Origin of the sequence: Erythrobacter sp. SD-21 (assembly GCF_000181515.1) — a bacterium.
GTDB lineage: Bacteria > Pseudomonadota > Alphaproteobacteria > Sphingomonadales > Sphingomonadaceae > Qipengyuania.
On record NZ_ABCG01000005.1, the window covers coordinates 200,032 to 222,174 of the forward strand.

General features: G+C 63.6%; 22 protein-coding genes. 13 read left to right on the forward strand and 9 right to left on the reverse strand.

What is annotated here, in order from left to right; translation table 11 throughout:
* Positions 1 to 3: 3 nt before the first annotated feature.
* The gene (gene rnhA, locus ED21_RS10245; RefSeq protein ID WP_006833823.1) at positions 4 to 453 is read left to right on the forward strand and encodes a ribonuclease HI; all 450 of its coding nucleotides are present in this window, start codon (positions 4 to 6) and stop codon (positions 451 to 453) included.
* A gap of 3 nt (positions 454 to 456) precedes the next feature.
* Here the strand turns inward: rnhA and ED21_RS15165 are convergent, their stop codons facing one another.
* The 3 genes from ED21_RS15165 to ED21_RS10255 form a co-directional block, all read right to left on the reverse strand.
* Complete coding sequence (locus ED21_RS15165) at positions 457 to 633, reverse strand: DUF1508 domain-containing protein (protein WP_006833824.1); 177 nt, start codon at positions 631 to 633, stop codon at positions 457 to 459.
* A 61-nt stretch (positions 634 to 694) separates the two neighbouring features.
* Positions 695 to 1,792 carry an FAD-binding oxidoreductase gene (locus ED21_RS10250; RefSeq protein WP_006833825.1) on the reverse strand — a complete coding sequence of 366 codons (1,098 nt, stop codon included), beginning with the start codon at positions 1,790 to 1,792 and terminating at the stop codon, positions 695 to 697.
* Complete coding sequence (locus ED21_RS10255; protein WP_369765873.1) at positions 1,789 to 2,853, reverse strand: alpha/beta hydrolase; 1,065 nt, start codon at positions 2,851 to 2,853, stop codon at positions 1,789 to 1,791. Before ED21_RS10255 ends, ED21_RS10250 begins: the two co-directional genes overlap by 4 nt.
* A 17-nt stretch (positions 2,854 to 2,870) precedes the next feature.
* Here ED21_RS10255 and ED21_RS14775 point away from each other — a divergent pair, with 17 nt between their 5' ends.
* The 7 genes from ED21_RS14775 to ED21_RS10290 all read left to right on the forward strand — a co-directional run bounded on the left by ED21_RS14775 (position 2,871) and on the right by ED21_RS10290 (position 10,375).
* A complete protein-coding gene (locus tag ED21_RS14775) occupies positions 2,871 to 3,584 on the forward strand; it encodes a prepilin peptidase (RefSeq protein WP_006833828.1) in 714 nt (237 codons plus the stop codon).
* Positions 3,585 to 3,675: 91 nt separating this feature from the next.
* Positions 3,676 to 4,761, forward strand: a complete 1,086-nt coding sequence (gene cpaB, locus ED21_RS10265) for a Flp pilus assembly protein CpaB (protein WP_006833829.1) — start codon at positions 3,676 to 3,678, stop codon at positions 4,759 to 4,761.
* A gap of 38 nt (positions 4,762 to 4,799) precedes the next feature.
* The gene (locus ED21_RS10270) at positions 4,800 to 6,368 is read left to right on the forward strand and encodes a type II and III secretion system protein family protein (RefSeq protein WP_006833830.1); all 1,569 of its coding nucleotides are present in this window, start codon (positions 4,800 to 4,802) and stop codon (positions 6,366 to 6,368) included.
* A 14-nt stretch (positions 6,369 to 6,382) separates the two neighbouring features.
* Complete coding sequence (locus ED21_RS10275; protein ID WP_006833831.1) at positions 6,383 to 7,036, forward strand: CpaD family pilus assembly protein; 654 nt, start codon at positions 6,383 to 6,385, stop codon at positions 7,034 to 7,036.
* A 3-nt stretch (positions 7,037 to 7,039) separates the two neighbouring features.
* Positions 7,040 to 8,308, forward strand: coding sequence for a pilus assembly protein CpaE (locus ED21_RS10280; RefSeq protein WP_006833832.1), 1,269 nt, complete (start codon positions 7,040 to 7,042; stop codon positions 8,306 to 8,308).
* A gap of 82 nt (positions 8,309 to 8,390) precedes the next feature.
* Positions 8,391 to 9,362 carry a type II secretion system F family protein gene (locus ED21_RS10285; RefSeq protein WP_006833833.1) on the forward strand — a complete coding sequence of 324 codons (972 nt, stop codon included), beginning with the start codon at positions 8,391 to 8,393 and terminating at the stop codon, positions 9,360 to 9,362.
* Positions 9,363 to 9,385: 23 nt separating this feature from the next.
* A complete protein-coding gene (locus tag ED21_RS10290; RefSeq protein ID WP_006833834.1) occupies positions 9,386 to 10,375 on the forward strand; it encodes a type II secretion system F family protein in 990 nt (329 codons plus the stop codon).
* Positions 10,376 to 10,425: 50 nt separating this feature from the next.
* Here the strand turns inward: ED21_RS10290 and ED21_RS10295 are convergent, their stop codons facing one another.
* A complete protein-coding gene (locus ED21_RS10295; RefSeq protein ID WP_006833835.1) occupies positions 10,426 to 10,896 on the reverse strand; it encodes a MarR family winged helix-turn-helix transcriptional regulator in 471 nt (156 codons plus the stop codon).
* Positions 10,897 to 10,961: 65 nt separating this feature from the next.
* Complete coding sequence (locus ED21_RS10300) at positions 10,962 to 11,834, reverse strand: crotonase/enoyl-CoA hydratase family protein (RefSeq protein ID WP_034922292.1); 873 nt, start codon at positions 11,832 to 11,834, stop codon at positions 10,962 to 10,964.
* A 273-nt stretch (positions 11,835 to 12,107) separates the two neighbouring features.
* Here ED21_RS10300 and ED21_RS10305 point away from each other — a divergent pair, with 273 nt between their 5' ends.
* Positions 12,108 to 13,487: an NAD-dependent succinate-semialdehyde dehydrogenase gene (locus ED21_RS10305; RefSeq protein WP_006833837.1), complete on the forward strand. Its 1,380-nt coding sequence runs from the start codon at positions 12,108 to 12,110 to the stop codon at positions 13,485 to 13,487.
* Positions 13,488 to 13,489: 2 nt separating this feature from the next.
* Here ED21_RS10305 and ED21_RS10310 read toward each other — a convergent pair whose 3' ends face one another.
* Positions 13,490 to 13,669, reverse strand: coding sequence for a hypothetical protein (locus ED21_RS10310; RefSeq protein WP_006833838.1), 180 nt, complete (start codon positions 13,667 to 13,669; stop codon positions 13,490 to 13,492).
* 450 nt (positions 13,670 to 14,119) lie between these two features.
* On the reverse strand, positions 14,120 to 14,677 hold the full coding sequence (locus tag ED21_RS10315) for a DUF305 domain-containing protein (RefSeq protein WP_006833841.1): 558 nt from the start codon (positions 14,675 to 14,677) through the stop codon (positions 14,120 to 14,122).
* Positions 14,678 to 14,794: 117 nt separating this feature from the next.
* Here ED21_RS10315 and ED21_RS10320 point away from each other — a divergent pair, with 117 nt between their 5' ends.
* Both ED21_RS10320 and ED21_RS10325 read left to right on the forward strand, forming a co-directional pair.
* The gene (locus tag ED21_RS10320) at positions 14,795 to 16,603 is read left to right on the forward strand and encodes a copper resistance system multicopper oxidase (protein ID WP_006833842.1); all 1,809 of its coding nucleotides are present in this window, start codon (positions 14,795 to 14,797) and stop codon (positions 16,601 to 16,603) included.
* Positions 16,600 to 17,580, forward strand: coding sequence for a copper resistance protein B (locus tag ED21_RS10325; protein WP_006833843.1), 981 nt, complete (start codon positions 16,600 to 16,602; stop codon positions 17,578 to 17,580). The genes ED21_RS10320 and ED21_RS10325 overlap by 4 nt, the downstream gene beginning before the upstream one ends.
* On the opposite strand, the gene ED21_RS10330 is transcribed toward ED21_RS10325, so the two are convergent.
* Both ED21_RS10330 and ED21_RS10335 read right to left on the reverse strand, forming a co-directional pair.
* Positions 17,577 to 18,362 (reverse strand): SDR family NAD(P)-dependent oxidoreductase, encoded by a 786-nt coding sequence (locus ED21_RS10330; protein ID WP_006833844.1) that lies wholly within the window; start codon positions 18,360 to 18,362, stop codon positions 17,577 to 17,579. The genes ED21_RS10325 and ED21_RS10330 overlap by 4 nt on opposite strands.
* Positions 18,363 to 18,426: 64 nt before the next feature.
* Positions 18,427 to 19,599 (reverse strand): acetyl-CoA C-acetyltransferase, encoded by a 1,173-nt coding sequence (locus ED21_RS10335; RefSeq protein WP_006833845.1) that lies wholly within the window; start codon positions 19,597 to 19,599, stop codon positions 18,427 to 18,429.
* A gap of 133 nt (positions 19,600 to 19,732) precedes the next feature.
* Between ED21_RS10335 and ED21_RS10340 the strand changes: the two genes are divergently transcribed.
* Entirely contained in the window at positions 19,733 to 20,473 is a 741-nt protein-coding gene (locus ED21_RS10340; protein ID WP_006833846.1) for a 2OG-Fe(II) oxygenase family protein, read from the forward strand.
* Positions 20,473 to 22,143, forward strand: a complete 1,671-nt coding sequence (locus ED21_RS10345; protein WP_006833847.1) for a tetratricopeptide repeat protein — start codon at positions 20,473 to 20,475, stop codon at positions 22,141 to 22,143. Before ED21_RS10340 ends, ED21_RS10345 begins: the two co-directional genes overlap by 1 nt.

Here is a 22,143-nt window from a genome sequence, read left to right on the forward strand (position 1 = left end):
ACGATGAAGAAGGTCGAGATCTTCACCGATGGCGCCTGCAAGGGCAATCCCGGCCCCGGCGGCTGGGGCGCCTTGCTGCGCATGGGACGGCACGAAAAGGAACTGTCCGGCGGCGAGCCGGACACGACCAATAACCGCATGGAAATGACCGCGGCAATCCGGGCGCTATCCGCCCTGATCGAACCGTGCGAAGTCGCGCTTCATACCGACAGCAAGTATCTGATCGACGGTATTACCAAGTGGGTGCACGGCTGGAAGAAGCGTGGCTGGGTCAACGCCAGCAAGAAACCCGTGCGCAACGCCGACCTGTGGCACGAATTGATCGAACTGACCGCGCGCCACAAGGTCGACTGGTTCTGGGTGAAGGGCCATTCTGGCCACCCGGAGAACGACCGGGTGGACCAGCTCGCTAGCGACGCCGCGGAACGGATCGCCGCTGGCGAGGCCCTTTAGTCGTCAGCTTTCGTCGACAGTCTCGGCCCCGGGGCCGTTCTTCTTGATCGACTCGATGGCGTTCTGCGCGCTGGCCTTCGAACTGTAGCCCTCGGTCCAGAAGATAGCTTCGGAATTGTACATGAAATAGGCGACGAACTCGCCGGCCTTGTTTTTCTTGATCTTGAAATGATGCGCCATACGAAGGTCTCTCCTGTCCGGGATGATGGAAGGGACAACCTAACAAATGATACGCGCTTGACTAGCCGAAGCGCGCGGGGTCGTAGAGCGAGGCATCGAGACGCTGCGTCATCTCATCGCGAGGCCTTCGTTGAAGCAATTGTGCGGCCAGTCGAGCGGCCGCCGGCGAGGTCTGGATGCCGTAGCCGCCCTGCCCGGCGAACCACGCAAAGCCTTCGACGTGCGGATCGTATCCATATATCGGCAGGCGGTCGGGCGCGAAGCTGCGCAGTCCGGCCCAACGGCGCTCGACCGCCTCGACCCGCCAATCGACGACGCCCTGCAGTCGGTCGACCGCCTCGGCAACCGCCAATTCTTCGGGAGCGGCGTCGCAAGGCTCGCTCGGTTCCTCGTCATGCGGGCTCAGCCACAAGCGACCCGCCTCCGGCTTGAAGTAGAAACCGCCCGCAATATCGAGCACCAGCGGCTGGTCTGCGTGCGGGGCCGGATCTGTCCGCACTTGCACCACAGTGCGCCGCAGCGGCTGGATGCCGAGCGGGGTCGCACCGGCCAGTTCGGCTACCCGATCGGCCCATGCGCCCGCCGCATTCACCAAGACCCTGCCGGCAAATCTGCGCCCGTCTTCGCAGTCGAGCGACCAGACCCCTTGCTCACGGATTGCTCCGGTCAACCGCGCCCGACACTCGATAACCACCCAGGCGGCACGGGCTCGGCTGAGATAATGGGCGTGAAGGGCAGCGACGTCGATATCGGCGCAGGCCGGCTCCCACACGGCACCGGTCCATTCCTCCCGTAGTCCCGGCAGCATGGCATGAAGAGCCTCGCTTTTTAGCCGTTCGATCGTTGCACCCGTAGGTGCGAACCGTCTCATGAAGGCGCCGAGGTCGCCCGCGTTTTCTTCCCGCCCGATGTAGAGCGCGCCGCGCTGTGTGAGGAAGCCGTTCGCGCGCAGATATTCGCCCGACGCGAGCGTCAGCGGCACGAGTTCGGGGCCGCCATAGCATTCCTCCCAAAAGGCGGCGGAGCGACCGGTGGCGTGATAGCCCGGCCGGTCCTCGGCCTCTAACACGAGCACCTTTGCTCCCGCTTCGCCCAACTCGGCGGCGAGGCTGGCGCCCGCGATACCAGCGCCGACAAGGATGAAATCGTAGGTTGTCACGTCCTGCGCGGTGCCACCCGGTCGAGGAAGTCTGCGATTGCGGCCATCACCTTGCTGCGAACCCCGGTGACTTCGCGCAAGATCTCGTGATGGGCTTCCTCACCATATTCGGCCAGTTCGCTTTTGGGAAAGCGTTCGGCGGCGCGCACCGCTGCGTCGTGCCTGATCAGCTTGTCGCTGGAGGTGGAGGCGATCAGCACGGGAACATCGACTTTTTCCATCGCGCCGGGCGCTTCGAGTTCGCGGGTGGAGGCATAGGCACGCTCTACCCAGCCCCAGCTTCCCGGCCCCATCTGGAGATAGGGACGCTTCTCGCGCCACCACAATTCGTCCTCGTAGCGGTCGTCGTCATGGGTGAGGAGGTCGCGCCGGCGCGCCGGCATCTCACCCGGCTTTTCGCTCCACTTCCAGGCCGGGCGCTTGGGCGAACCGATGCGCGCCATGAGGCGGGCGGCCGAGTGCAGCAGCGAGAGGGGCAGCGGCGGTCCTGCCATGCCGAGCATGGGAGCGGACAATACCACGGCGTCGGGATCCACTCTGCCATCGACCAACGCGCGCGCCACGACGTGGCCACCCATCGAATGCGCGATCAGGACGTGCGGCCCCGGAGTGTCGGCTTTCCACGCGAGCCAGAAATGCGCGAGGTCTTCGATCCAGACGCTGAAATCGTCGACATGACCGGTGAGACGGTCACCGCCCAACCGTCCAGAGCCCGCCTGTCCGCGCCAGTCGGCGGCGGTGACTTTCCAGCCCGCACGATGCCATTCCTCGAGGCTTTCGATGTATTTCTCGTAGAAGTCGCCCCGCCCGGGAAGAAACAGGATCGACCCCCTTGCCCCCTCGCCGTCGGGCTCTCGCGCGCCCGGCCAGTCGATCCGGCGTAGCTCGTGACCGTCCTCGGCCTGCCAGATGCTCTCGACCGCGTGCGCGGGGATCGCGCGGCGATCGATTTTAGCGCCGCTTGCGGAATGATGGGTATCGGTAATGCAAACCTCCGTCGCGATCTTGCCTATGGTTACTCTTTGGTAAGCATGTTTCTGTAGCTCTCCCGTCCGACACAGAAATTTCGGGACGGGTCATGGACCAACAGATTTTCACCTATGTTCTGCTCGGCGCCTTGGCAATGGCGCTGCTGGTTGCGGCCTTCACCGACCTCAAAAGCCGCACCATCGGCAACAAGCTCAACCTTGCCATTGCGGCAGGGGCACCGCTCTTCTGGTGGACCACCGGACTGGACCTTTGGCCTGGCGTCGGCATCCAGCTGGGCATTGCGGCAGCGACCTTCGCCATCTGCACGCTGTTCTTCGCCATTCGCCAGATGGGCGGCGGCGACGTGAAGCTACTGACGGCGCTCGCCCTGTGGTTCCCGCCGACCAACTTCCTCGGCCTCGTGCTCGTCATGGCCATGCTCGGCTGGGTGCTGACGCTGGTCATGGGCATCTGGGGCGTGGCGCATTCGCGTGTCGTCGGCACCAAACCCTTGCGCGACACCGCGCTACTGGTCGCCTGCACGCTGGTAGCCGCCAATTTCGCCAGCGCGGTCCTGGGCGGTCCGAAGCTCGCCATACCGCAGGGATTGCTCGATTCGCTTGCTACCCTGCCCAACGCCACGCTGATCCTTGCGATGGTGCCGATGGCGATCCTGGCCGTGGTCACGCTGGCCTCGATCCGCATCATCCGCCGACACGAACACCAACCGCGCGTTCCGTACGGTCTTGCCATCTCGATGGCCGGCCTGTGGATCGTCGGCGGCGGAATTTTTTCCGGGATGACCGCGGCTGCCGCGGGCTGAAACCCGATTTTAACCAATCACCACTTACACATGGAAACCATAGCAGCCCGCACCGAATCCTTCGCGGGCCATATGAGGGGGCTTTATAGCCATGGATAGGAAGAAGCTGGTTCTGCTGGTAGGCGCGCTGATCGTTGCGATCGGTACCGCTCTTGTTGCCCGCAGCATGTTCGCCGGAGCCTCGGCTCCCCAGGCCCAGGCCGCAGCGGTCGTCGAATCGCAGGGACCCAAGGTGCTCGTCGCACAGCGTGCGCTGCCGACCGGTACGATTATCACGGCCGACGCCATCGGTTACCAGCTGTGGCCGGAAGAACTGGTGCAGGACGCCTACTTCCTTGACGGCGAGGCCGATGTTTCCAAGCTGATCGGCACGGTGGTTCGCCACCCGGTTACCGCTGGTGAGCCGGTCACGCAGGGTTCGCTGGTCAGCCCGGGCGACCGCGGCTTTCTTGCGGCTGCCCTCACGCCGGGCATGCGTGCCATCACCGTGCCCGTCGATGCCAAGAGCGGCGTTGCCGGCTTCGTCTTCCCGGGCGACCGTGTGGACATGGTGCTGACCCAGGCCGTGAGCGGCGAAGGCCAGGCGCTGAAAGCTTCCGAGACCATCCTTCGCAACCTTCGCGTCCTTGCCACCGACCAGTCGACCACGCAGACGACTGTCGACGGCAAGACCCAGGTTCGTGCCTTCCGTACCGTGACGCTCGAAGTCACGCCTACCATCGCGGAAAAGGTTGCTGTTGCGCAGACCCTCGGCACGCTCAGCCTCGCGCTGCGTCCGCTGGCCGATAGCCAGGGCGAACTGGAACGCGCCATCGCTTCGGGCGATCTCGTGATCCCCGAAGATGCAACGCCCGAAGAAGAAGAGCGCATGCTGCGCGAAGTCGCCGGACGCCCGGACGATGGCAAGAGCACCTATGTGACCGGCGGCGACGTATCTCGCTTCCAGCGCAGCTCGATGCCCTCGCAGAACCGTGGCGGTGGCGGTGCAGAAGCTCCGCGAAATGGCGGCGGCGAAAGCAAAGCGCCCGTCCGCAGCGGTCCGACCGTGATCGTTACCCGCGGCAAGCAAGCAGAAGTCGTGACCGTCGGCCGGGCCGGAGGCGTCGCAGCCTCGGCCGGTGCCGGAACGCGCAAGGCCGGCCAGACCGCGCCCGTCGCGATGAGCACACTTCGTTGAGCCTAGAACAGACAGGAAGCCATTCAGGGGGCCATTCCATGAAACGTCGTCTTACCACTAAACTGCTGCTCGCAAGCATTGCGCTTGCACCGATCGCAGCCGCTCCGACTTCGACGGCTACGGCCCAGTCGGTCACCAGCCCGAGCCAGGAGATCGTCCTTTCGATCGGCCGCGGCGAACTCGTCAACGTGCCCGGCAACATGGCCGACGTCTTCATCTCGAACGAGAACGTCGCCGATGTGCAGGTCAAGTCGCGGCGCCAGCTGTATCTGTTCGGCAAGTCGGGCGGTGAAACCACCGTCTACGCCAGCAACGCAGCCGGCGACATCATCTGGGCGGCCAACGTCCGCGTCGGATCGAACATCGGCAGCATCGACCAGATGCTTTCGCTGGCGATGCCCGAAGCGAAGATCAACGTCGCCACCATGGGCAACAACACCGTGCTGCTGACCGGCACCGTGGCTGCGCCCGAGGATGCCGCCGACGCCCAGTCGCTGGTCCAGGCCTATGTCGGTGAAGGCACCAATGTCATCAGCCGCCTGCGCATGGCGACGCCGCTGCAGGTCAACCTGCAGGTCCGCATCGCCGAAGTCAGCCGTTCGGTGGTCCGCGCTATCGGCGTGAACCTTGCCACGGTGGATTCGAGCAGCGGCTTCCAGTTCGGTGTCGGTCAGGGCCGCGGCGCAGTGTCGCAGTTCCAGCCCAGCTTCGTGAACCCGGTAACGGGCGAGCGCATTCAGGGTCCGCTTGCCGTGGGCCAGGAATTCGAAGGCGAAGGTGCGACGATCATCGATCAGATCACGCCGGGTTCGACGCTGGGCGCCTTTGGCAACCTGCTCGGTCTCGACATCGGTGCAGCGCTCGACCTTGCGGAAACGCAGGGCCTCGTCACCACGCTGTCGCAGCCGAACCTGACCGCCCTGTCGGGCGAGACGGCCGAATTCCTCGCCGGCGGCGAATTCCCGATCCCGCTCAGCCAGGGTCTGGGAACCACCACAATCGAGTACAAGAACTACGGTGTCAGCCTCGCCTACACCCCGACGGTTCTGGCCAATGGCCGCATCTCGATCCGCGTGCGTCCGGAAGTGTCGGAACTTTCGAGCCAGGGGTCGATCACTCTCAACGGCTTCCAGGTTCCCGCGCTCATCACCCGCCGTGCGGAAACGACCGTGGAACTCGGGTCCGGCCAGAGCTTTATGATCGCCGGCCTGCTGTCGAACAACTCCCAGAACTCGATCGAGAAGGCTCCGGGCCTCGGCGACGTGCCGGTCATCGGCAACCTTTTCCGCTCGACCACCTACCGCAAGGGTGAAACCGAGCTGGTGATCGTGGTCACGCCGTATCTGGTGAAGCCGGTGAACGCGAACGATATTCGCCTGCCGACCGACGGCTATCTCAAGCCGACCGAGATGCAGCGCCTGATCGCGCTTCGCGAAGGCGATAGCGAAGCCGGCCTCGTGCGTCCGATGCCGAGTGCCAACGGCACCGGTGCCAATCCGGGAATCTCGCAAAGCCCGGTCGAAGGCGACGAACAGCTGGTCATGCCGGAAGAGGCACGCCGCAACGAAAAGACCGCGGCGGCCACGCCCGGCTTCAGCTTCGAATAAGGGAGACGAGGACAATGCGTAATCTCAACACTCGCAAACTCGCAGGCCCGCTGGTGGTCTCGCTGGCCCTCGCCCTAGGCGCCTGCGGCGGGACCAACATGTCGAACCGCACGCTCTATAGCGTCAAGCAGCCGGTCGTGGAACGGTCGAACTACGTGCTCGATCTCAACACCACCGCCGAAGGCCTGCCGGTTTCCGAACAGCAGCGCCTAACCGGCTGGTTCGAGAGCATGGGCCTTCGTTACGGCGATCGTGTCGCCATCGACGATGGCAGCAACAGCCTTGCCGTACGCGACGATGTCGCCGAAATCGCTAGCCGCTACGGAATTCTGGTTGCCGAAGGTGCACCAGTCACCGCCGGCAATTTGGGCCCGGGCCAGGCCCGTGTCGTGATCACCCGCAGCACGGCCTCGGTGCCGGGCTGCCCGGACTGGTCGCACACGGTGGAAGCCAACGACGGCAATGCCACGAACCCCAATTACGGGTGCGCGACCTACAGCAACCTTGCGAGCATGGTCGCCAATCCGGAAGACCTCGTCCAGGGCCAGCAGGGCACGGGCGAAACCATCGTGACCACTTCCACCAAGGCCATTGAGGCCTATCGGGACATGGCACCGACCGGAGCCGGCGGCCTTCCCGAAGTTAGCAGCACCGAAGGAGGCAGCTGAGCCATGAGCACCCTATCCAAACCCGGCGGTATGCCCGGCAATCGCGATCCGTTCGCAGCCTATATCTGCGACGAGACGGCTCTGGACGTCCTGCGCCCGGTGGTTATCGAGCTCGGCTGGCAGCCCGAAAAGTGCAACAAAGGCGGCCTTCGCAACGCGGTCCAGTCACTCTCGGTGTCGGCCAGCCCGAACATCCTGATGGTCGACTTGTCTGAAAGCGGCGACCCGCTCAACGATATCAACGCCCTAGCCGAGGTTTGCGAACCCGGCACGGTCGTGATCGCCATCGGCCAGGTCAACGACGTGCGCCTCTATCGCGACCTGCTCGCGAGCGGCATCCACGATTACCTTCTTAAGCCGCTGTCGGCTTCGGTTCTGCGCGATTCGCTCAACGCGGCCCAGGCCGTCTTCAGCGCCCCGCGTGGCAGTGAGAGCGATACGGTCAAGCGCCACATCTCGACTGCCATCATCGGAACGCGCGGCGGTGTGGGGGCCTCTACCCTCGCCACTTCGCTCGCTTGGCACTACAGCGCCGACAAGGCGATGCCGACCGCGCTGCTCGATCTCGACGTGCACTTCGGCACAGGCGCGCTCACGCTCGACCTCGAGCCAGGCCGCGGCCTGACCGACGCGATCGACAATCCGAGCCGTATCGACGGCCTGTTCATCGAACGCGCTATGATCCGTGCGAACGACAACCTCGCCATTCTCTCGGCAGAGGCGCCGATCAACTCGCCGCTGATGACCGACGGCGCGGCCTTCCTGCAGCTGCAGGAAGAATTCCGCCACGCCTTCGAGATGACGATCGTCGACCTGCCGCGCAACATGCTGATCAATTTCCCGCATGTCCTGAACGACGTGAACGTCGCCACGGTCGTGTGCGAGATGACGCTGGCCTCGGCCCGCGACACGATCCGCGTGCTGAGCTGGCTGAAGGCCAACGCGGGTCACGTCACCCCGCTGGTCGTGGCCAACAAGGTCCAGGCCGGCGCTGCCGAAATCAGCAAGGCCGACTTTGAAGCCTCGATCGAGCGCAAGATCGACGTCACCCTGCCCTTCGACCAGAAGGGCGCGACGGCGGCCGCCAAGCTCGGCAAGACCTTCATCGATGCCAGCAGTTCGAGCAAGGTCTCGAGCGGCATCAAGCAAGTCGCTAGCCGCATCATCGGCCTTGGCGACGAAGACAGCGACGAGGCAGCGGAAGCGGCCGGGAAGAAGTCGCTCTTCGACCTCAAGGGCTTGATGGTCAAGAAAGACAAGGCTGACGCCTGATGACGGGCATCGGGGGCGAGGTGGCTTGATGCCGCGCCGCCCCCGATCCTACGCAGATTAACGGACGGGACGGAGTAGTAAGATGAACATGATCCAGCTCGTGCTGGTAGCCGGCGGCCTCCTTGTCCTGGCAACTCTGGGCGTCTCCGCCTTCGCCGGGCCGAGCGCCGGCAAGGCCAGCCAGCGCCGCCTGCAGCAGGTCCGCTATCGCCACTCGGAAAGCACCGATGCGAAAGTGGAATCGCAGTTGAAGAAGGCGATCGCGTCGCGCAAACCCAAGCAGTTCAAGCAGGCCGGTTCGGGCTCGCGCCTCGAAGCGCTGGCCGTTCGCCTCGACCGCACCGGCAAGGGCTGGTCGCTCTCGCAATACGCCTACGCCTCGCTTGGCGTCGGCATGGCGGTGGCCGTGATCCTGTTCCTGCGCTCCGGCTCGCTCCCGCTCAGCCTCGCGCTCGGCACCTTCGCCGGCGCCGGCATCCCGCACTTCGTTGTGGGCCGCGCGATCAAGAAGCGCACCAACCAGTTCAACGTGAAGTTCGCCGACGCCATCGAACTGCTCGTTCGCGGCCTGCGCTCGGGTCTCCCGGTGACCGAGACGCTGAACGTCGTCTCGCAGGAAATCCCGGGCCCAGTTGGCGAGGAATTCAAAAGCATCGTCGAGCGTATCAAGATCGGCCGGACCATGGAGGAATCGCTCCAGGAAACCGCCGACCGCCTCGGCATCCCCGAATTCAACTTCTTCTGCATCACGCTCGCGATCCAGCGCGAAACCGGTGGTAACCTCGCCGAGACGCTCTCCAATCTCGCCGACGTGCTGCGCAAGCGCACGCAGATGAAGCTGAAGATCAAGGCGATGAGCTCTGAATCGAAGGCCTCCGCCTATATCGTCGGCTCGCTGCCCTTCATCGTGTTCGGCCTGATCTTCTGGATCAATCCGGAGTATCTGGGCGGCTTCTTCACCGATGACCGTCTGATCGTGACGGGACTTGGCGGCCTAACCTGGATGGGTATCGGCGTCTTCATCATGGCCAAGATGGTCAGCTTCGAAATCTAAGGGACCGAGGAAAGAGACACGTCATGGAAAGCTCAACCGGACCCACACTGCTCGGTTTCGACGTCATCCTCGTCGGTTCGATCCTCGCCGGGATCGCAGCGTTCGCGGTAATCTTCGCAATCTATACCGCGGTGACGATCAAGGATCCGATGGCCAAGCGCGTAAAGGCGCTCGAAGGCCGCCGCGAGGAGCTCAAGCTGGGTCTCGTCACGGCCGGCGCCAAGAAGCGCCAGAGCCTTGTACGCAAGACCAACACGACCGACAAGGTCCGCGAGACCCTGGGCAACATGAAGGTCCTGCAGGACAGCCAGGTCCAGATGATGCAGCAGAAGCTCGCCTGGGCGGGTTTCCGCAACAAGGAAGTCGCCGTCATCCTGATCGGTCTGCGCATGGTCCTGCCGATCGTTTTCGGTTCGATCGCAGCCATCCTGCTGTACGGTATCGAGATCTATCCGGATTGGCAGTTCAAGCGCGTGGCGGCGCTCGCCTTCGCGGTGTTCGCCGGCTACAAGGGTCCGGAAATCTACCTCAGCAACATTGCGTCCAAGCGCACCGATGCCATTCGCAAGGGCCTGCCCGACGCGCTAGACCTGTTGGTCATCTGCGCCGAGGCCGGCCTGACCGTCGACGCCGCCTTCAACCGCGTCGCCAAAGAACTGGGCCGCGCCTACCCGGAACTGGGCGACGAATTCGCCCTGACCGCGATCGAGCTGTCCTTCCTCAACGAACGCAAGAAGGCCTTCGACAACCTGGCCTATCGCGTGAACCTGGAAGCGGTGAAGGGCGTGGTTACCACCATGGTCCAGACCGAACGCTACGGTACCCCGCTCGCTTCCGCGCTGCGTGTTCTATCGGCGGAATTCCGTAATGAGCGCATGATGCGCGCCGAGGAAAAGGCCGCGCGTCTCCCGGCGATCATGACCGTGCCGCTGATCATGTTCATCCTGCCGGTGCTGTTCATCGTCATCCTCGGTCCCGCCGCCTGTTCGATCGCCGACGCTTTCTCCAAGTAACGGGAAAGCCTCGCCGACAAAGGCGGACGAAGAAAGCCTCGCCGACTTAGCTAGTCGGCGAGGCTTTCTGCATCGAACTCGCCCGCATTTTCGCGCAGCCGCGCCAGCATATCGCGCATGGCGTCGCGTTCGTTCTCGGTGAGGACGGAGAAGAGCTCCTCCTCGATCTTGAGCGCCAGCGGCATGATGCCGGCGTGAACCGCCCTGCCCTCCGCCGTCAGTTCGAGCAGGTGCGAGCGGCCATCCTTCGCGTTCGGCTTGCGCTCGGCCAGCCCGCGGCTTTCCAGTGTTTTGCAGGCGCGGTTGACCGGCACCTTGTCCATCAGCGTCGCCTGCGCCAGCTCGCGCTGAGTGGTCGGCCCGCTATCACCGAGTACGGCCATGATCCGCCACTCGGTCGTTTTCAGTGCGAACCGCTTGCGATACTGCTCCGCAATCCTAGTCGAGACCGCGTTGGAGGCGATCGAGAGCTGGTAGGGAAGGAATTCGGCGAGGCGCTTTGAAGGCTTGCGTGCGGTCATGACGCCTAGCTCTAACCCGCCCTCCCCGTTTTACAAGGTTGCAAGCGTGACTATCACAGCTGCAACTACTCGTAGCCGGGTTCCTCCCACCAGGGGTAGAAGTCGGGCATGTCCGCGCTCACCGTGTCTGGATAGGCGGGCGCGCGCTTCTCGAGGAAGCTGGCGATGCCTTCCTTCGCGTCGGCGCTGCGGCTGAGGCGATAGATCGCGCGGCTATCGATCCTATGCGCGTCCATCGGGTGACCGCCCCCGCCCAGACGCCACAGCATCGCGCGGGTCATGGCGACCGACACGGCTGAGGTGTTGTCGGCAATCTCGCGCGCGATGCCGATCGCGGCGTCCATAAGCTCGCCCTGCGGATGGACCGAACGCACAAGGCCGCGGTCCATTGCCTCTGCCGCGCCGAAGATGCGCCCGGTCATGCACCATTCGAGCGCGGCCTGCATGCCGACCAGTCGCGGCAGAAACCAGCTCGAGGCTGCCTCGGGTGTGATCCCGCGCCGGGCGAAGACGAAGCCGAAACGCGCGTTGTCGCTGCAAAGGCGAATGTCGAAGGGCAGCTGCATCGTCGCGCCTACGCCGACCGCCACGCCGTTGCAGGCCCCGATCAACGGCTTCTTCGAATTGAACAGCCGCAAGGTCAGCCGCCCACCCCCATCGCGCACGCGTTCGTCGGAGAGGTCGTCCACCGGGTTGGGATCGGAGAAGACATGGCCCCCGCCCTCCGGCGTCAGGTCGGCGCCGGCGCAGAAGGCCCGCTCGCCCTCCCCCGTCACGATTACCGCGCGCACGCTGTCGTCGGCGTCGGTCACGTCGAGCGCGTCGATGAACTCGGCCATCATCACCCGGGTGAAGGCGTTCATCTTCTCCGGCCGATGGAGCGTCACGGTGGCAATGCCATCGGCGATGTCGAGCTTGATCTCCGTGTAGGCGTTCATTTGGATTTCCTCTCCGCGGGTCCCGTCAGGATGGAACACATGGAACACGGTCCTGCGCGAAAAGCAAAACCTTGGCGTGAAAGGCGGCGAGCGGCGGTCTTACTGATGAGAAAGGAAATTCGGAGCATCGCCTCGCCATAGCCGCGCCCCTGCCGGTAGGAAAACGGGCCGAGCCGGTCGCGGCGCACTGCCACTTGTACGCGCTCCCCGGAACGCCAACGCCCCCGAACCCGTTGCAATGCCGAACCGATTTTCAATCAGACAAGGCATCCCATGACGCAGATCACCACCAACAATCCCGCAACCCGCGAAGATCTCGAAACCTACGACCTCATGTCGAAGGACGAAGCCTTCGGTAGGATCGACGCGGCGCACGAGGCTTTCCTCGAATGGCGTAACCGCAGCCACAAGGAGCGCGGGGAGGTGCTGCGCGCAATCGCCAAGACCCTGCGCGACAATACCGACCGCATCAGCCAGATGATGACCCGCGAGATGGGCAAGCTGCTGAAGGACGGGAAAACCGAGGTCGAGATTTGCGCCCGTATCTTCGAATACAGTGCGGAACAGGGGCCTTCTGCCCTCGCCGACGAGGAGCGCGAGCATTCTGGCGGCAAGAAGCGCGGCATCGTGACTTATTCGCCCATCGGAGTGATCTATTCGATCCAGCCGTGGAATTTCCCGCTCTACCAGCCGGTCCGCGTGCTGGCCGCCAACGCGATGACGGGCAACGCCTGCATTCTGAAACACGCCTCGATCTGCACCGGCAGCGGCTTGCTGCTGCGCGACCTGTGCCTCGAAGCCGGCCTGCCGAAGGGTCTGTTCGACGTGGTGCTGGTCGATCACGATGTCTCGGACGCGATCATCCAGCACGACAAGATCCGCGCCGTGACCATGACGGGCAGCGACGGGGCCGGCAGCCATATCGGCAAGACCGCCGCCGAAGCGCTGAAGAAGACCGTGCTCGAGCTGGGATCGAACGATGCCTATCTCGTGCTGGAGGACGCCGACATCGACCTCGCCGTAAAGACCTGCGTTACGGGCCGCCTCTACAACAATGGCGAAACCTGCGTTTCCGCCAAGCGCTTCGTGGTTACCGACGCCATTTATGACCAGTTCGTCGAAGCCTTCGTCGAGCGGATGAAGTCGGCCACGATGGGCGACCCCACGAAGGAGGGCACCCAGCTCGGTCCGGTCTCCAGCAAGGAACAGTTCGAAACGCTGGTGGAACAGGTGCAGAAAAGCCTCGACGGCGGCTGCACGCTGCTGTGCGGCGGCGATCCCGAGGACGATCCCGATGGCTGGTACTACCCCGCCACCGTGCTGGCCGACTGCAAACCGGGCACCCCCGCCTATGACGACGAATTGTTCGGGCCCGTGGCCTCGATCATCCGCGCCAGGGACGACGAAGACGCCATCCGCATCGCCAACGACAGCCGCTACGGCCTCGGCGGAGGCATCTTCACCAAAGACGAGGACAAGGCGATCCGCCTCGCCCGCGACCACTTCGATACGGGCATGGTGCGGATCAACTCCTTCGGCGCCGCCGATCCCAACATGCCCTTCGGCGGGGTAAAGGACAGCGGATACGGCAGAGAACACGGCGGCTTCGGCATGAAGGAATTCGTCAACGCCAAGGCCATCTTCCTGCCCTGAGCCTAATCCAGCTCGGCCACGAACCGTTCTATTTCCTTCGTCATCACGGCGAACGCGGGCTCACCGGGATGCGGAAGATGACTCTTCGAAGCCAGCGTTTGCAGGACCGCGTTGGGCATGGAGGCGGCGAGCCGGGCGCCGACGCTGGCATCGATACGCTGGTCGTCGCGGCTGTGCAGCACAAGCGTGGGCGCCTCGATCTCCCAAAGCCGGTGCCGGACGTCAATGTCTCAAGCGGCTTCGGTGGACCGGTTTTCCTTCGAGGGCGAGATAGGCCAACAGAGCCCGGGTCTTGCGCGACTTGGGCAAGTCCACATCCACACCGTCACGCCTGAGGTTGACGTCTTCTCCGATCACGATCCGCATCATGGCCGATCTCCCGCAGCCCGAATACCATGCAATTACCACGGAACGGTAGGCAATTTCCACGCTGCTTACCGCGCGTTCCTACACGCTTGGCTGTCAGAAGGCCCTTATCGAAATCAAGGAGACTAATTATGACAAATCGCCTTTTCGCATCCGTCATCGCTGGTTGGTTCGTCGTGGCGACCACCTTCGTTCTGACCGCAGGCACGCTGAGCCCGGCAAACCTGCCCCTCGTGTGACTTCGGGGGTCACAGCATCGGGCATCCTCAAGGCGTCGCGCCGCCATCCGGATTGAGATAACCTTCGAACTTCGGCACCGGACGTTCGGATGCCTCATCCGCTGTCGTCGCGACGCCGTTCTTCTCGATATCGTCGAGCAACCATTTCATCTCAGCGATTTCCTTGCGCTGCGCCTTGATGATGCTGTTCGCGAGTTCCTGTACGCGCTTGTCCTCGATATGCGCGCGTTCGCTGGTCATGATGGCGATCGAATGGTGCGGGATCATGGCCGACATGTATTCGCTATCGTCGATGGTTTCCTGGCTGCGGACCAGCCAGAGCGCGAGGGCGAAGGTCAGCACCGATACGCCGATGATGATCCCGTTCTTGGCCGCGTTCTTGTACATGCCCCACATGAAGAGCAGCATCACCACCGCCATCACCGCGCCCATGACGAAGGTCATCCAGAAGCGCGTTTCGCTCCACATCACATGGTCGAGCGCGTAGGTGTTGAGGTACATCAGTCCGAACATGATGGCGGTGGATGTGCCGACCATCGCCATGAAACGTTTGTAATTTCCCTCGTGCCCCTGCTGCCCATCCATGCGCAATCTCCTTGAAGTGTGGATTTCCTTCTCCAAATGCGCGATCACCTACGAAAGGTCCGGTTTTCAGCTGCCCTTCATGCGCCGGCGTCCACGAACGACCGAGACAGGAACCCCATGATCCTTCCCGATTTTTCCCGCCGCCGCTTCATGCTGGGATCCGCCGGACTGGCTGCGTCAGGCCTAGCGATGCCCGCCTGGGCGAAAGGCGAGAGCCTCAGCCATGCGCGGCAGGGCTTCGGGGAGGTGTCGGGCGAGCGGATTGCGCTGACGGTCGACAACCATCACTTCGGTGTCGGCGGACGCAGCGGGCACGCGATTGCGGTCAACGGCACAGTGCCTGGACCGCTGCTTCGCCTGCGCGAAGGGCAGAATGTCCGCATCGATGTGACCAACAATCTCGCCGAGGACACCTCCATTCACTGGCACGGGCTGCTCCTCCCCTTCCAGTTCGACGGCGTGCCCGGCGTCAGCTTCCCGGGCATCAAGCCGGGCGCGACCTTCACCTACGAATTTCCGATCCGGCAGAGCGGCACCTATTGGTGGCACAGCCACTCGGGCCTACAGGAACAGATCGGCCATTACGGCCCCCTGGTGATCGAAAGCGCCGAACCCGATCCGCGCTATGACCGCGACTATGTGGTCCTGCTAAGCGAATTCACCCCGCGCCATCCGCACGAGATCGCGCGTATGCTGAAGGTGGGCGAGCATTACTTCAACTACCAGATGCAGTCGGCGACAGACGGCGACATGCCGGCGGACGAGCGGTTGATGTGGGGCGGGATGCGGATGAACCCGCGCGACATTTCCGATGTCACGGGCGCGACCTACACCTTCCTTCTCAACGGGCACGGGCCGATGGATGGGCTCGAATATCTCTTCACGCCGGGCGAGCGAGTGCGGCTGCGGGTCATCAACGGCTCGGCGATGACCTTTTTCAACATTCGCATTCCCGGCGTCCCGATGACGGTGATCGCCGCGGACGGGATGGACGTATCGCCGGTCGAAGTGGACGAATTCCAGATCGGCACGGCGGAAACCTATGACGTCATCGTCACCCCGCCTGCCGGCAGCCACGCATTGGTCGCCGAAGCGATGGACCGCAGCGGCATGGGCCTCGCCTCACTCACCTCGCTCAAGGGCCACCGCGCGACGCCCCCGCCGCTGCGCGAGCCGGTCACGCTGACCATGGCCGACATGGGCATGGGGTCGATGGACGGCGCAAGCGGGGGCGCGATGAACCAAGACGCGCATGGCGGCGGGCATGGCGGGATGGACCATTCCGGCACGAACCACGGCGGCGGCGGCGCGATGGCGGGAATGGACCATTCCGGCATGGACCACGGCTCGATGGATCATTCGATGCGCGACACCTCGAAACTGCCGCCGGATGTGAAGGTCGGCCCCGGTCTCGACATGGTCGCGCCCATGCCGATGGACCGGATGGACTACCCCGGCCTCGGCCTCGACACGGTGCCGCATCGCGTCCTGCGTTACACCGACCTCAAGGCGGCGCGGGTGAACCCGCACCGGATGCCGACCCGCCAAATGGAGATCCATCTTACCGGCAATATGGAACGCTACATGTGGAGCTTCGACGGCAAGAAGTTCTCCGCCGTAACCGATGATCCCATCCGCTTCGCCTATGACGAGCGCGTGCGCGTGAAGCTGGTCAACGACACGATGATGGCGCATCCGATTCATCTGCATGGGCATTTCTTCGAGCTGGTCAACGGCGCAGGCATGATGAACCAGCCGCTGAAGCACACGGTGATCGTCCAGCCGGGCAGCACGGCGACCTTCGATGTCACCGCCAACGAGCCGGGCGACTGGGCCTTCCACTGCCACCTGCTCTACCACATGCACGCCGGCATGATGCAGACCGTCACCGTGCGGCCCTTCCCCGCGCCGGAGGACGCAGCATGAGGCTGCGCCTCGTCCTTGCCATGCCCTTGCTGCTGGGCGCTGTGCCTATCGCTGCGCAGGACCATTCGGGACACGGCGATCATTCCGCGCATCAGCAAGAGGAACCGCAGCCGCAAGCCGAGGCGGAGGCGGAAGACTACAAGCAGCACCAGCAGGCCCCCGCCCCGTTCAAGCTGCCCGACATGACCGACGCCCCGGCCATGGACCATTCGATGCACCAGGTCGGCGACCTTCCCTCCGGCCCGCCCCCGCCCGAAGCCTTCGAAGGGCCACAGCACGCGGCGGACGAAATCTATGGCGAAGCCGCCATGGCCGAAGCGCGCGCGACCAACCACGCAACCCACGGCGACATGAAGGCCGGCACGCTGATCGTCGAACGGCTCGAAGCGCGTTTGGGCGAAAGCGAGGACGGCTGGCTGTGGGACATCCAGGGCTGGTACGGCGGCGATATCGACAAGTTCGTCGTCAAGTCCGAAGGCGAAGGGGAGATCGGCGGCAGCGTCGAGGATGCCGAAGTGCAGGCGTTGTGGGGCCACGCCATCGGACCCTTCTTCGATCTGCAGGCGGGCGTGCGGCTCGACCTCGAACCCGAAACGCGCAGCCACCTCGTGCTCGGCGTGCAGGGTCTCGCGCCCTATATGTGGCATGTCGATGGGGCGCTGTTCCTCTCCGACCACGGTGACATCACCGCGCGGATCGAGGGCGAATACGACCAGAAGATCACCCAGCGCCTGATCCTCCAGCCGCGCGTCGAACTGGAACTTGCCGCGCAGGACATTCCGGAACGCGGGATCGGCGCTGGCCTCACGAAGATCGAGCCGGGCCTGCGCCTGCGCTACGAGATCGCTCGCGAATTCGCGCCCTATGTCGGTGTCGAATACGAGGCGAAGCTGGGCGAGACCGCCGACATGGCAAAGGCCGCCGGGGAGCATCCCGACGGCCTCAAAGTGCTGCTCGGCGTGCGAGCCTGGTTTTAACGCGGAGCCATGCGAATGGCGCCGTCGAGGCGCACGTCCTCGCCGTTGAAATAGCCGCACTCGATCATGGTCATGGCGAGGCGCGCGTATTCGTCCGGATTGCCGAGGCGCTTGGGGAACGGGACGCTGGCGGCCAGCGCGTCCTTCACCTGCGGCGGGGCGGCGTTCATCAACGGGGTGTTGAAGATGCCCGGCAGGATCGTGTTCACGCGGATGCCTTCCTGCATCAGGTCGCGCGCGATGGGGAGCGTCATGCCGATCACGCCGCCCTTCGATGCGGAGTAGGCCGCCTGACCGATCTGGCCGTCTTCACCAGCCACCGAGGCGGTGTTCACGATCGCGCCGCGATCGCCGTCGTCCGACAGCGGGTCGAGAGTCATCATGCCCGCGGCCGACTTGGCGATGCAGCGGAAGGTGCCGATAAGGTTCACCTGAATGACGAATTCGAAGGCGGACAGTGGGAAGTGGCTGATCTCGCCCGTCTGCTTGTCGCGCTTGGCGGTCTTGATAGCGTTGCCGATCCCTGCGCAGTTGACGAGGATGCGTTCCTGGCCATGAGCTTCGCGCGCTTTGGCGAAACCGGCGTCGACGTCCTCGTCGCTCATCACGTTGACCTTGCAAAAGATGCCGCCGATGTCCTTGGCGACCGCTTCGCCCTTCTCTTCGTTCATGTCGAAGATGGCGACCTTGGCGCCCTTTGCCGCAATGGCGCGGGCGGTGGCTTCGCCAAGTCCCGATGCGCCACCGGTGACGACGGCGGGGGTGTTGCTGCTGACTTCCATGGGGTTAATCCTCTCGTGATTTTAAAAACTTAAAGCGCTTCTACGCCTTTCTGCGCGAAGGCGCTTAAAGCGCTTCGACGATGGTCACGTTGGCGACGCCGCCGCCTTCGCACATCGTCTGCAGACCGTATTTCTTGCCCCGCGCCTTGAGCGCGTGGACCAGCGTGGCCATGAGCTTGGTGCCCGATGCACCCAAGGGGTGGCCCAGCGCAATAGCCCCGCCGTTGACGTTGAGCTTTTCCGCGTCCGCGCCCGTGTGCTTGAGCCATGCGAGCGGTACGGGCGCGAAGGCCTCGTTCACTTCGAACAGGTCGATGTCGGAAATCTTCATGCCCGCACGTTCGAGCGCGCGGTCGGTGGCGAAAAGCGGTTCCTCCAGCATGATCACCGGGTCGCCGGCGGTCACGGTGAGATTGTGGATGCGCGCCAGCGGTGTGAGGCCGTATTCCTTCAGCGCCTTCTCACTCACCACGAGCACCGCGCTCGACCCGTCGCAGATCTGGCTGCTGGAAGCGGCAGTGATCGTGCCCTCGGGGCTGAGCAGCTTCACGCCGGAAATGCTTTCCAGCGTCGCGTCGAACCGGATGCCCTCGTCCACCGTGTGCATCTCGGTGCCTTCGGGCGTTTCGATCTCCACCGGCACGATTTCGTCGGTGAAAGCGCCCGACTTGGTCGCCTCAATCGCCTTCTGGTGGCTGGCGAGAGCGAAGCGGTCGAGATCGTCCTTGGTGAAGCCGTGCTTCTTCACGATCATTTCCGCGCCCATGAACTGGGACCACTGGATGCCGGGGTATTTTTCTTCGAGGCCGGGCGATTTGTAGTTACCCAGCCCTTCCTTCATGTGGAACATCGCAGTCGAGCCCATCGGCACGCGCGTCATGCTTTCCACGCCGCTGGCGATCACGACGTCCTGTGTCCCGCTCATCACAGCCTGTGCGGCGAACTGGATCGCCTGCTGGCTGGAGCCGCACTGGCGGTCGATGGTCACCGCCGGCACGCCTTCGCCGAGATGCTTTGCGGCAAGCACGGCGTTGCGGCCGACCTGCATGGCCTGTTCGCCGCCCTGGCTGACGCAGCCCATCACGACATCGTCCACCGCCTTCGCATCGAGCCCCGAACGCTCCATCACAGCGTCGAGCGACTTCGCCGCAAGGTCCACCGGATGGACGCCTGCAAGCCGCCCTCCCCGTCGCCCACCGGCAGTGCGAACGGCTTCGACGATATAGGCTTCGGGCATAGGGAAATCCTCTTCGGTTGCGAATTGCGACTGACCTATGGCTGCTTTCCGTTTACGTCAACTGGCAATCGCCGGCGACACCTTCGCGTGTGCTTGTTTCGGGTTCGCTTGATCTTTAGAAGCGATCCACAAGATGAAGAAGCTGTTTGAAATCAACCCAGACCTCGATCGCAAGGCTCTTGCACATCGATTTGCGGATCGAACGCGGGTCCAGGTGCGTGATGTACTGACCGACGAGACGGCGCGGGAAGTTCAAAAAATCCTGCTGGGCGGCACCAAGTGGGGCATGGCTGTTCAGGCTGGCGACGGGCCCGGTAACGATCCGCAATCCTGGCGGCTGGAGGAAGTTCGAACGCCAGAAGGCGCTCAAGCCATTAACGATGCTGCGAATGCGGCGCACCGGGCGTCGGCTTCGGGCGACTACGCTTTCCGGTTTGCCCATTACCCGATCCTGACTGCGGTCCAGGAGCGGTGGGAGCCGGAAGGTGTCCATGAGTTGTTGCTGGAGTACATCAACGCGCCGCAGTTTCTCGACCTGGTCCGCGAGGTTACCGGTATCGCCCACCTGGTGAAGGCAGACGGGCAAGCAACGCTATTTGCTGCCAACCAGTATCTCGGGCGACATATCGACAGCCATGTCGCAGAAGGTTGGCGTGTGGCCTATGTCCTGAACTTCGCGCGCGAGGACTGGCATCCTGACTGGGGCGGTTACTTGCTGTTCCTGGACGAGGATGGCGATGTCATCGAAGGCTTCCGCCCGCGTTTCAATTCCCTGAACCTTTTCGCAGTGCCCCAGAGCCATATGGTCAGTTATGTTCCGCCGTTTGCCCCGATCGGGCGGGTCGCCATAACCGGTTGGCTTCGCGATCGGTAATGCGCACGGCAACGGACGTAATCTCGGCCGCACGACAGGCTGCGGCGCAGGGCGATGCCCGGGAAGCAGGACGACTTTTCAGCGAAGGCCTCCAACTCCATCCAGACGATCCATCGCTCAACGCCCATGCAGCTTCGTTTGCTCTGTCCCAAAAGAACTTCGAAGAGGCGATCAAACTGTATCGCCACGCCGTCGAACTTTCTCCCCGGAACACCGACTGGATTCTCGATCTTGCTATCGCTCTGACGTCTGCGGAAAATTTCCCGGCAGCTATCGATCAGCTCGAACGTGTCGAAGACGCCTGCGCAAGCATGCCGCGCTATTGGTCGATAAGGGCCAACGCCGCACGTCAGAACGGCGATATCGAGGGGGCTGCCTCATCCTACGATCGCTGCCTGACACTTCAGCCCGATCACCCTCGCGCCCTCCATGGGCGCGCCCGGGTCGCCTTGGTGCGTGCAGAGGAGGAGGCTCCGGCGTTCTTCGAACGCGCTCTTGCCGTGGTTCCGTCCGATGCGGATCTCTGGCTCGGCAAGGCGCAGGCGCTCGATGCAGCGGGTCGGCTGGAAGAAGCAAGGGATCTGACCGCCCAGCTTCTCAAACAAGCCCCCCACTGGGTCGATGCCCTAAATCTGATGGCCCAATTGAAGGCGGCGGCAGGCGAAGCACACGTCGATGCGCATTTTTATGAAGCCGCTCGCCGCCAGCCTGGGGCGTCCGCCATACCCGTAGCTCATATTCGTCATCTGGCGCTCAGGGAGGAATACGCTGAAGCCGCGCTAGTCGCCGCCGAGGCCGCAAGGCGATTCCCCGAAGACGAATTCTTCGCCCTTTCCCACGCCAGCAATACCGGCATGGCGGGCGATCTGGAGCAAGCGGACACACTATTTTCCCAGCTATCCCAGAACACACCTGAGCGGGCCTTGCAGGAGGGGCGTCACCGGCTGCGACGCGGCGATCTGGACGAGGCCGAGAGGTTGTTGCTCGACGCTGCGTCCCACGCCGCGCTTGCCCAGTCAGCTCATGCACTGCTTTATTTCGTATGGCGTTTGCAGGACGATGCCCGTGCCAACTGGCTCCACGGGCAGGACGGGTTGGTCCAGTTAGTCGCTTTGCCCGATTCCGCTAAGTTCCTGGATGATGTCGTTCATACGCTGGGAAGGATTCACGACCAATCGAGCTTCCCGGTCGGGCAGTCCCTTCGAGGGGGAACCCAGACCCGCCATATTCTCTTCCAGCGCAAAGAAAGAGACCTCCACAAACTAAAACGATCCATTGAGGGCGCGCTCGAAATATACCGGCGCAACTTACCGCAGGCCGATCCGGCGCACCCCTTACTCAGGCATCGCAACAGCGACTGGTCGTTGGCCGGTTCCTGGTCGGTTCGGCTTAGCGGTGGAGGGGATCACCATGCTTCCCATATCCATCCGCAGGGAGTGCTATCTTCCGCCCTCTATCTCGTCCTGCCCGAAACTGCGGGCGGCGCTGGGCACCTGGAGCTCGGTCGCCCTCCCCTCGACCTTCGCCTCGATCTGGGACCGTTCCAAACAATTGAACCGAAAATCGGACATCTGGCGCTGTTCCCGAGCACACTGTTCCATGGCACCACGCCCTTCGCAGGAAAGTCGCGCATGACGGTGGCATTCGATGTCGTGCCGGTTATAGACTGA